This is a genomic window from Pelagivirga sediminicola, assembly GCF_003072125.1.
Classification (GTDB): Bacteria; Pseudomonadota; Alphaproteobacteria; order Rhodobacterales; family Rhodobacteraceae; genus Roseovarius; species Roseovarius sediminicola.
Genome location: NZ_QCYH01000031.1, coordinates 1 through 10008, shown reverse-complemented (window position 1 = coordinate 10008; position 10008 = coordinate 1). Strand labels below are relative to the sequence as shown.

Genomic DNA, 10008 nt, shown 5'->3' with positions numbered 1-10008 from the left:
GGATCATCCGGTGGAAGCTGCGCCGGGACTGCGAGGTGAAACCGTCCTTCTCGGTCTTTTCCTCACTCTCGCCGCGGCTCAGGTTAGTGGTGATGATGACGCTGGTGCGTTCACACAGCTTGCTCAGAAGATGGAAGAGCAACGCGCCGCCAGAGGCGCTGAACGGCAGATATCCCAGCTCATCGAGGATCACCAAGTCGGTTTTGACGAGCGCCTCAGCGATCTTCCCGGCCTTGCCTTGGGCCTTTTCCTGCTCCAGTGCGTTGACCAGTTCGACAGTCGAGAAAAAGCGTACGCGTTTGCGGTGATGCTCGATGGCCTGGATGCCGAGGGCGGTGGCAACATGGCTTTTCCCCGTGCCGGGACCGCCGATCAGCACCACATTCTCGGCCCCATCCATGAACTCACAGCGATGGAGTTGACGAACCAGGGCTTCACGGATTTCGCTGGCGGCAAAATCGAAGCCGGAGAGGTCCTTGTAGGCCGGAAAGCGGGCGGCTTTCATGTGATAGGCCGTCGAGCGCACCTCGCGTTCGGCAATTTCGGCCTTGAGCAGTGGCGACAGGATCGGCATGGCGGCTTCAAATGCGGGAGATCCTTGCTCATGCAGGTCCTGCACAGCCTGCGCCATGCCTGGCATTTTCAGGCTACGCAACATGATGACGATGGCCGCGCCGGCGGGATCATGACGCATCGCGCGCTCCTTTCTGGACGCGTAACCCATCATAGCGCGCGACATTGGCCTCTGGCTCCTTGCTCAGGGACAAGGCGGCTGGAGGGTTCACGTCTGGCTGGTCGGTCGGCGTGCCATCCAACACGTGGTATCAAACACCTTAGCCAGACGCGTAACGGGAGGATCGCCGCCGCACCTTTCATTTTCCTTCAAGATGCTGGACTAAGACCGTATGAATATTTGTTATCTCCTGAGTATCATCTTCTTGAACGCGACACTCTTTGCATCGCCGATGGCGGCGTCCGCTGCTAGAATATCGGGCGCAGCAATGGTTTCCGATGGCGACACGGTTACGATAAGAGGTGCTCGAATTCGATTACATGGCATCGATGCACCAGAAACCGATCAGGTTTGTCTCAGCGGGACCGGTAAGACTTACGCCTGTGGGATCGCTGCGCGCGATGCTTTGATCCGCCTGATAGAAGGCAGGTCGCTTAACTGCACAGGTAACGAAGTCGACGTCTACGAACGGCGGCTCATGACCTGCTTTGTCGGTAAAACCAACATCAACGCGGCAATGGCTTCTGATGGCTGGGCGCTCGCCTTCCGACGCTATTCTAATATTTACGTCGATCAGGAGCATGAAGCACGGAGACGCCAGTCGGGGTTGTGGTCGGGCGCATTCATTGCCCCTTGGGATTGGCGCAGCCGGGATCAGCAGACGGAAATCCTAGGCGCGTTGACCGTTCCACTAGATGCCCAAAAGAAGCTCATTCCGCAACCATTCAAGTCGGCAAGTCCCAACACTGGCTGCCAGATCAAAGGCAACATTAGCAGCAAGGGCGTCCGCATCTACCACATGCCCGGTCAAAAACATTACGACAAAACACGTATCTCAGAGGGTAAAGGCGAAAGATGGTTCTGCACGGAAAGAGAAGCGCAGGCATCAGGCTGGCGGCGGGCTCGAAATTAGCGGAGCAACCGTTCATTATCGAGGTTGCAAATGTTCGCTTTCAGCCCGATTTGACAAATATTGTGGTGTCCAGGACGGTCGGCTGCTGTGTTTTGACGATGCGAGTTGAGGGATGGCAACCACGGCCTGAACCCAAAAGCGCTCCATGAGAGTTCGCACGCATGCCCTGCAAATATTAGTCTTGCTGTGAACTATCTAAGTTGGCACAAACCCTAGTCACTTAACGCTTTTACATGGGTCGAACTTTGAGTTTTCTTTCCGTCACCTCAGTCCCAAAGCTTCGATGGAGTTCGCCAAAGGCTTTCACCATGAAACCGCCATTGGCCTCAGTTACATATCTCATCATTGGTTTGGTGATATTTGGCTTAGGAGAAGCGTTACTGATCACCGCAGGCGTTGGCGTGAGTCCCTGGACGCTGTTCGCGGAAGGCATGACCAATATCACAGATTGGAGCCTGGGATTTGCGACTTTTGTCATCAGTTCATCCGTCTTGGTTTTGTGGATTCCACTCAAGCGAACACCTGGTATAGGAACGATCCTCAACGCGATCATAATCGCGTTGGTGCTGGAATACGTGCTGCCATTTTTACCAACGTTCGAGGCGTATTTTGCGAACGCGTTGCTGGCTCTGGTCGGCGTGTTGGTGACCGGATTCGGCGGGGCAATATACTTGGTCGCGAATTTGGGCCCAGGACCCAGAGATGGGCTCATGACCGGGCTTCAGGCTATTACACATCAACCCATCGCGCTTGTGCGGATGTTTCTTGAGTTGACGGTTGTCGCGGTCGGTTGGACGTTGGGCGGCACGCTAGGTTTGGGCACGGTCTTCTTCGCATTGGGTATCGGGCCAGCAATGGCAATTGGTATGCAAATTTTACAACTTCGCAGAACAGGACGTTAGCATTTGTCAGAAAATGGAATTTTTTGGCGTCGGCTATTACCGACCAAAGCCGGCTTTGTTTCTATTATGTTTAAAGGCCATACAAGCCTCGCAATCTTGCGTTAGTAAAATCTTAATACTTGGCATGCGACAATGAATCATTAGTGATTAGGAGGTCTCGATCGATGCAGTATGAGCCGGATGATAACTCACAAATCTGGAAAATCTTAATGGAATATGTTGAGAGGTTTGGCCTTACAGACGCCGCCCGCGCTTATTTTCTTCGGCAAACACCGTATAATGCGACTCATTTTGTTCACAATGAAAATAGTAGTCCTGAATAGCCCCTAGGTGTTCACGGAATGCCCCCACCGGGTGGTACAGTTTGAATATCAATGCACGGTTGGCCTCTGGTCTATTTGCCTCAGGCTTTCCGACGCCGGTGGGCGATAGCCCAAGGCCCTGTGGAGCCAGACAGTACGCCACCTTCAAATTTCCACCACCTTCACGACACAATCGCAAGACGCGGCCTGATGATGCTTGGACAATTAAGCGTGCCAACATGGACGCTCGGACAGCCGGATTGTCGCGCCACGACAGGGTTGATGCTGGCGCGTGGCGACAACGCCGATATCTGGTTCCTTGCGGTGACCGCCAGATTGTGGGCAATTGCCTATATTGGTACCTGATGGGCCGAAAGTGAAAGACGACGACATGACGACTGCAACCCGCTCAGGGACTCATTTGACTGTGCTGGTGGTGCTTGGTTTGACACACCTGCTGAACGACATGATGCAATCTCTGATCCCCGCAGCTTATCCGATCCTCAAGCAGGCCTATGCGCTGGATTTCGTTCAGATCGGTATGATCACCCTGACATTTCAGGTTGCCGGGGCCATGCTCCAACCGGTGATCGGCATGGTAACGGACCGGCACCCCGCGCCGTATTCGCCGGTCGTGGGGATGATGTTCACGCTTTCGGGGCTGGTCAGTCTCGCTTTCGCCCAGAGTTATCCGATTATTTTGCTATCGGTGGCGTTGATCGGCATCGGCTCGTCTATCTTTCACCCCGAGGCAACGCGCATGGCGCGCTATGCCGCTGGTGGCCGACAAGGGCTTGCGCAGGGGATATTTCAGGTCGGCGGACAGGCGGGCGGGGCGCTGGGCCCGGTATTTGCCGCGCTGATTATCGTGCCCTGGGGGCAGCCCAGCCTTGCGTGGTTCGCGCTGACTGCTCTGGCCGCGATGGTGTTGCTGACATGGATCGGCAGCAAGCAACGACAGCTAAGTGTTGAATTCGCAGCGATGCGGGCGCGAGGTAAAAAGGCAGGTGAGACGGCGGGCCACGCACCGCTGACCATCGGTGTTGGTCTCATCGTGCTGACCTTTCTGATGTTCACCAAAAACACCTACGGCGAAAGCTTTCGCTCCTTCTATACCTTTTATCTGATGGACCGTTTTGGCCTGTCCATCCCCGCATCGCAGATGATGCTGTTTGTTTTTTTGCTGGCGGCCGCGGCGGGTGTGCTGATCGGGGGGATTGTGGGCGACCGGATCGGTCGTTACCAGATTATCTGGATCTCGGTGCTGGGGCCACTGCCGCTGACGCTCATCCTGCCTTACGCCGATCTGTTCTGGACCGGGGTGCTGACGGTGATGATCAATATTGTCATGGCAAGCGCCTTCGCCTCTATCCTGATCTACGCCATGGACCTGCTGCCCAACCGGATCGGGCTGATCGGTGGGTTGTTCTATGGTCTGAACTTTGGCCTCGCAGGCATTTCAGCCGGGTTTCTTGGGGTGCTGGCGGACAGTTACGGCGTCGAGACGGTGTATCGGATCTGCTCTTTTCTGCCGCTTGCGGGATTGCTGACTTGGTTCTTGCCCCGGATTGATGAGGACGCGAAGTATTGACGCTCAGAAAATCGGGTCAGGACTGTCGTATCAGGAGTTTCTTGGTGCAAATCTTAATGAGGTCACAGCAGTTCGCCTGAGATGGAACACATTTAGGCGACCGTGATCAATGCCCTAAAGCGCTTCGAGGAAAGTTTGAATAGGGAGGATTCTCTTACCTGCTGATTTAAGATTCACCCTGTTTGGGATGTTCATGTCATGCCAGCACCGTTGCCAAGTGAACTGTCGAAGCGTTTTGCACGATTGATCGGTGAATGAATGACCGCACGAGAGGCGGCACGCCACCTGTAAGTTTTCGCCGTAACGGGAGGCAGGTAGGCGCGCCGAATTCGTGGCTTGGCTCAGGCTGTTGTTGCACCGACGGGGCGGCCGTCAGGAACAAAAAACTTGCTGCGGACGTTGATTTCTTTCAGGAACTGATGACCCAAGGCCCTGATATACTCTTTTTGAATTACAGGATGCGATGGCTCATGCGACCAGTGTCACCGTTCATCACTCTGCCATAGTCGAGCTTCTCAAGAGTCTTGGCTTCACACACAATAAAGTCGTTGGTTGAAGCCGAGCGTCGCCGCGCCAAAGTACGAAGACGGCGCGAAGTCTGGTTTTTGGCCGAAGGCTAATTGGCCGCTTTTCAGTCGTTTCGCAGGCTTTATTTGTCACTTGCCGGATGGCAACAAACGAGCAAGGCAATACGTACCGTCCGGGGACATTCTTCCTCGCTCCCACCCGGCACAAACCACCGATACGAGCCGCCCTCTGCTATAAGCCTAATCATAGATCGTTCAGCGCCCAGATAGCAACGCAGCTTGCCAGCCCGACGGTCACGTTCATCACCAGCCCCACGCGAAGAAAGTCGAGAAACCTGTAATTCCCAGCCGCATAGACCAGTGTGTTGGTCTGATACCCGATTGGAGTTGCAAACGAAGCCGATGCCGCGAGCATGATAGCATAGACCAATGGTTTAGGATCAACACCTAACGTAGTTGCCAGTGAGATCGCCAAGGGAGTCAGAATCACCGCCACCGCATTGTTCGAGACAATCTCGGTCAGAAACGACGTTAGTGCGTAGATCGCAATCAACAGGAGCAGGGGCGAGGTTTCGGCAAGTACCGGCGCAAGCATCTCGACCAGATTTTCGATCAGGCCCACGTTTGCCAGAGCTTTGCCGACCGCCAGCATGGCGAAAATCAGGATCAGGGTCGATCCGTCAATCGCACGCCATGCGTCGGCGGCCTCGATACAGCGCGTCAGCAGCACGATGCCCACCCCGGCCAAGGCCAGTGTCGCGATCGGTGCCACGTCGAAGATGGACAACCCGACGACGCCGAACAGGCAGGCCAGCGCAATCGGAGCACGCCGCCTGCGAAAAGGCCGCGCGACTGGCTCAGACGCTGCAATCAACCCGTTGGCGGATATCACTGCCGCAACCGACGCCGAGGGACCTTCCAGCAGCAACCGGTCGGCGGGCCTGAGCCTCACACTGCCGAGATCCGGACCCGGACTGTGCCGGTGACGCGAAATTCCCAGCAGTCGCACACCATAACGACCCAGCCATTCCAGTTCGCGCACGATGCGGCCCGCACCGGAGCGATCCGGTGACACCATGGTTTCGACCTGTATGATCGCATCTTCGCCGCGCCCCGGACTTTCAGAGCCAAACCGCCGGTTCAGGCCGACCACGAAATCGGTATCTTCCTCAAGCGTAAGAATTTCGGACCTTGACGCAGTGAGAACGACCCGGTCCCCCGGCTTGACCTCAAGCGTTTCTTCAGGCGCGAAGCGTTGTGACCCCCGCACAACCGTCAAGACTCGCGAGAATCTCAGTCCTTTTAGATCGGCAAGCGTCAAAACAGGTGCCGATTCCTCACCGTCGTCATCGTCGCCCTTGGCAATCCGCACCTCGGTCAGGAATTTCAGATCGTCATCCTCAAGGGCGGCACTTGCGGAATCCCGGCTGGGCAGAAGCCGTGGCCCGAGCAGAAGCAACGTCAGACCGCCCGCCAGGCAGGCGGCTAGACCGTAAGGCGCGATCTCCAGAATGCTCATCGGCGGAAGGCCCTGTTTGCGCGCCACCCCGTCGATTAGCAGGTTTGTCGATGTCCCCACCAACGTCAGTGTCCCGCCAAGAATGGCGGCATAGGACAATGGAATAAGAAGCCGAGACGCGGGGGCGTTCAATGTCTGGGCAATCCGGATCACAACGGGGATCATCACGATGACCAGCGGCGTGTTGTTCATGAGCCCCGAAGCAACGCAGATACAGACCAGCAGACCGATGAACGCCGCCCAGCCTCTGCGCGTGGCCAGGTCGACGAAGAATCCGGACATGGCCTCGATGACACCGGTGCGCACCAGCGCGCCCGACAGAATAAACATGGCAGCAATGGTGATTGGCGCGGGGTTCGAGAAAACCTCAAGGGCTTCCTCTGTGGAGATATAGCCCACGACCAGAAACGCGACTGCACCACCAGTAGCGACAGCGGAAGGCGGCAATCGCTCCAGCAGAAAGCCAACGAAGAGGGCGGTCAGGATGGAGACAGAAACGAAGGTTTTGCACTCGGCAAATAACTCGGTAACAAAATCCATCAACGTTCACTTTTTGATCAGTACTCGGCGGCGATTCCGCTGGAGAATTAACTGCTGGAGAATTAACTGCGGGGGGTAGGTTTCAGTTCCAGCCAGATATGTATTCTATGGATTGCAAAAATAGCACTTTTTTCTCGCAAACCATTGAATAAAATGAGTTACGTTAAAATTAGAAAAGCCGTGCACCCAAAGCAAGTACGCGGCCAGTTCTTAAGTAAACAGATTCTGATTGAAGGCGTTGGAGCATATTTAGACTTGATCGTTTGGACCCGGGCCAGATACACAGACTTCATGACACTCTCTATCGGCAAGGGTTACGCGGGGTCGTAGGAATCCTTAAACTTTTTCTCTCCAGTGAACCGATAACAGATGACGTTAAGCGTCCAAGGTCGCGCGTAACAGCCGTGCCCATCCAGACATGCCGACAACTCTCCGCACCCGGCGGAACTGGCGATCCGCACCGACGCACTCGAACTGGAAGTCCTGAGCAGCGGCTTCAAAACCATTTACAACGGTGGTTCAGTGGTGGTTCAGTACGAAGTTTGCCGGACACAAAGATGTGAAAGTAAAAAGGGCACGGGCCGATCTACGGTCCGTGCCCCTGCCATTCAAACGATAATTAAAGCCAGTATGTGTTGGCACCGTAATGGTCATGGGCGCGTTGTTCCCACTCGCGGTTTCCAAACCAGTTATCTGTCGCCGCTGGGGCACCTTTGACTTCCTGCTCGGTGATATCCGTCACAAAGCCACCCATCTGCGTATCATAGCGCAGCTTGCCCCATGGCACAGGGTGATGTTCTTCGCCAAGGCCCAGAAAGCCGCCAAACCCCATGACGGCATAGGCGATCCTGCCGGACGGCTTGTCGATCATCAGATGATCAATCGAGCCAATTTTTGTTCCGTCATTGCCGAATACTTCTGTTCCGTTAACATCCGACGAAGACACGAGATTTCCAGTAGTTGTAGTGTTCATGCTCATTCCTCCTTTGCATATGTAAAGGAACCACACCGCAACTAATCAGTTCCTTGAAGAGAAATCGCCAGGGCAATCTCGCCGATCTTCGCAATTGCCAGTCGGCGGGAATTATCACTGCCCTCAGCTTCCCATCGCACGGGCAAGGCGTCGGATGCGCAAGGCGCGATTCAGCTCACCGCCGAAAATCAGCAGCAGGGCTGCGAGATACATGAAATACAGCGCTGCAATGATCCCGGCCATGCCTGCGTAGTAGCTGGCATATGTGCCAAAGCTGCCGACGTAATACGCAAATACTGTGGCCAGAACGGTCCACGACACGGCAGTGAAGATGACACCCGGCCAGATATTGGCAAATGTGGTGCGCCGCGCTGGCAGCATGAGATGCGCCGCAAACAGCGCGAGGATAAAGATCGTTGCGGAGGCGGGAAACCGGACCAGCCTGACAGTCACCGACGCCGGATCAAACCCAGGTATGAGGTCGTGCAGCCACGATCCCGCCTGCGGCGCCAGAACCAGCAGGTAGCCGACCATCACGAGCGCGAGACTGGCAAGGATGACCATGGCGACCTGCACGGCATAAAGCGCGATGATCGACCGGGTTTCGCGAATTCCATACGCGCGATTTAGCCCCACACGCACCCCGTCAACGCCGCCAACCGCAAACCAGATGGTCAGCAGGATACCGACGCTCAGAACGCCGCCGCGCGGCACGGTCATGACCTTTTCAACCTCAGTCACGATAGGCTCGATCAAGGGGGTCGGCACGATTGCGATTAAAAAATCAATCAGATCGTTGGCGGTGGAACGATCGGCTACAAAAGCGGTCAATGCGCTGGTGAAGATCAGAAACGGGAAGATGGCCAGCAGGGCGCGAAAGGCGACATTGCCCGCCAGTCCAAACGCGTCGTCATTCCACAGCCTCAGCATCGCCTCTCGAAAGACGGCCAGCACGACACGCCAGCCCCTTGGAGCAAAGAGATCTTCCGGGTTCTCGCTCAGAATCCCATGGGTCAGGACCATATCGCGACCGGTTTCCTGACCGGATCTTTTATTCATGCGCTGGCCTTCTGCATATTTTCATATCAGCACGGTGACTCTCCTTCAGGTAAACGACAAGGCGTCATTCGATCTCGCCCCTTCAAATATGCACATGACACGGGACGGCGGCGGTCAACGTTTCGCTTTGCATCTTCGAAGAGGCCATCGGCTTTGCTTTAGCGCCGCTGTCGATCATCACTTTTCGCTCAAGCGGAGCTCGGCCGCCCGTTCGGATGATGATTCAACTCATAGAAGATCACCCTGCGGATCATGGGGTCGAGTCAATCTGCCGTGGTTTTCTGTACCAGCGGTGCTTTACGCCCATCCGGCCATCAGATCTGCTTACGCAAATATAATTTCCACCACCGCACCCCAGTTGCCCCTCACTCCATACTTCTCATTTTCGGGTCACGTCCGTCAAGGTGGTGTAAATTGCGAGATGGCCTGAGGGCATGATCAGGCGGCTCTTGTTGTGATGCTGAGAAGCGGATCGACTTCCTCCTTGTCGATCTGGGCGAAGGCCTCGACCATCATGTATCGGCTCGAGGTCTGCCATTCGTCATTTTGTTCGAACAGGACGGCTCCGATCAGACGCAGGATCGAGGCCTCGTTCGGGAAGATCCCGACGACATCGGCGCGGCGTTTGACCTCCTTGTTGAGGCCTTCGATCGGATTGGTCGAATGCAACTTTTTGCGGTGCTGACGCGGGAATGCCATGTAAGCCAGCACGTCGTGTTCGCTGACATCCATCAGATCGGCGAGCTTGGGCCAGCGGGGGCGGACCTGATCCGCCACGCGATGCCATGTTTCCGCGGCATGAATGCGGTCCGGCTGTTCGAAGGCCTGGCGCATTGCGGCAGCCACAACTGTGTGCTGCCCCTTCGAGACATGGTGTCGCGTAGCCCATAATTGTGAGATGAGAAATCCAACGAAATCAACGGCTGTCCTTTGCCCTTAAATATGAGAT

General features: G+C 55.6%; 8 protein-coding genes and 1 pseudogene. 4 read left to right on the top strand and 5 right to left on the bottom strand.

Annotation, left to right across the window (positions count from 1 at the left end):
- On the bottom strand, nt 1–694 hold a 694-nt coding region (gene istB, locus DC366_RS18805), incomplete at its 3' end, for an IS21-like element helper ATPase IstB (protein ID WP_243405233.1).
- 244 nt (nt 695–938) lie between these two features.
- Here istB and DC366_RS18800 point away from each other — a divergent pair.
- The 4 genes from DC366_RS18800 (at nt 939) to DC366_RS18790 (ending at nt 4441) form a co-directional block, all read left to right on the top strand.
- Complete coding sequence (locus DC366_RS18800) at nt 939–1646, top strand: thermonuclease family protein (protein WP_207768781.1); 708 nt, start codon at nt 939–941, stop codon at nt 1644–1646.
- A gap of 308 nt (nt 1647–1954) precedes the next feature.
- On the top strand, nt 1955–2548 hold the full coding sequence (gene yczE / locus DC366_RS18795; RefSeq protein WP_243405232.1) for a membrane protein YczE: 594 nt from the start codon (nt 1955–1957) through the stop codon (nt 2546–2548).
- Nucleotides 2549–3060: 512 nt separating this feature from the next.
- Complete coding sequence (locus DC366_RS20020; protein WP_165802966.1) at nt 3061–3216, top strand: hypothetical protein; 156 nt, start codon at nt 3061–3063, stop codon at nt 3214–3216.
- A 25-nt stretch (nt 3217–3241) separates the two neighbouring features.
- Nucleotides 3242–4441, top strand: coding sequence for an MFS transporter (locus DC366_RS18790; protein ID WP_108693693.1), 1200 nt, complete (start codon nt 3242–3244; stop codon nt 4439–4441).
- Between the two features lie 771 nt (nt 4442–5212).
- Here DC366_RS18790 and DC366_RS18785 read toward each other — a convergent pair.
- The 4 genes and pseudogenes from DC366_RS18785 to DC366_RS18770 all read right to left on the bottom strand — a co-directional run.
- On the bottom strand, nt 5213–7027 hold the full coding sequence (locus DC366_RS18785) for an SLC13 family permease (RefSeq protein WP_108693691.1): 1815 nt from the start codon (nt 7025–7027) through the stop codon (nt 5213–5215).
- A 619-nt stretch (nt 7028–7646) separates the two neighbouring features.
- On the bottom strand, nt 7647–8006 hold the full coding sequence (locus DC366_RS18780) for a PRC-barrel domain-containing protein (RefSeq protein ID WP_108693690.1): 360 nt from the start codon (nt 8004–8006) through the stop codon (nt 7647–7649).
- A 117-nt stretch (nt 8007–8123) separates the two neighbouring features.
- The gene (locus tag DC366_RS18775; protein ID WP_108693689.1) at nt 8124–9059 is read right to left on the bottom strand and encodes a YihY/virulence factor BrkB family protein; all 936 of its coding nucleotides are present in this window, start codon (nt 9057–9059) and stop codon (nt 8124–8126) included.
- Between the two features lie 438 nt (nt 9060–9497).
- Nucleotides 9498–9932, bottom strand: a pseudogene (locus tag DC366_RS18770) (transposase); the annotation flags it as partial.
- Nucleotides 9933–10008: the final 76 nt, after the last annotated feature.

Bases quoted from the DNA above. Each gene is read 5' to 3' on its own strand.
- yczE (WP_243405232.1), top strand. From the start codon at position 1,955: ATGAAACCGCCATTGGCCTCAGTTACATATCTCATCATTGGTTTGGTG.
- DC366_RS20020 (WP_165802966.1), top strand. From the start codon at position 3,061: ATGATGCTTGGACAATTAAGCGTGCCAACATGGACGCTCGGACAGCCG.
- DC366_RS18790 (WP_108693693.1), top strand. From the start codon at position 3,242: ATGACGACTGCAACCCGCTCAGGGACTCATTTGACTGTGCTGGTGGTG.
- DC366_RS18785 (WP_108693691.1), bottom strand. From the start codon at position 7,027: ATGGATTTTGTTACCGAGTTATTTGCCGAGTGCAAAACCTTCGTTTCT.
- DC366_RS18780 (WP_108693690.1), bottom strand. From the start codon at position 8,006: ATGAGCATGAACACTACAACTACTGGAAATCTCGTGTCTTCGTCGGAT.
- DC366_RS18775 (WP_108693689.1), bottom strand. From the start codon at position 9,059: ATGAATAAAAGATCCGGTCAGGAAACCGGTCGCGATATGGTCCTGACC.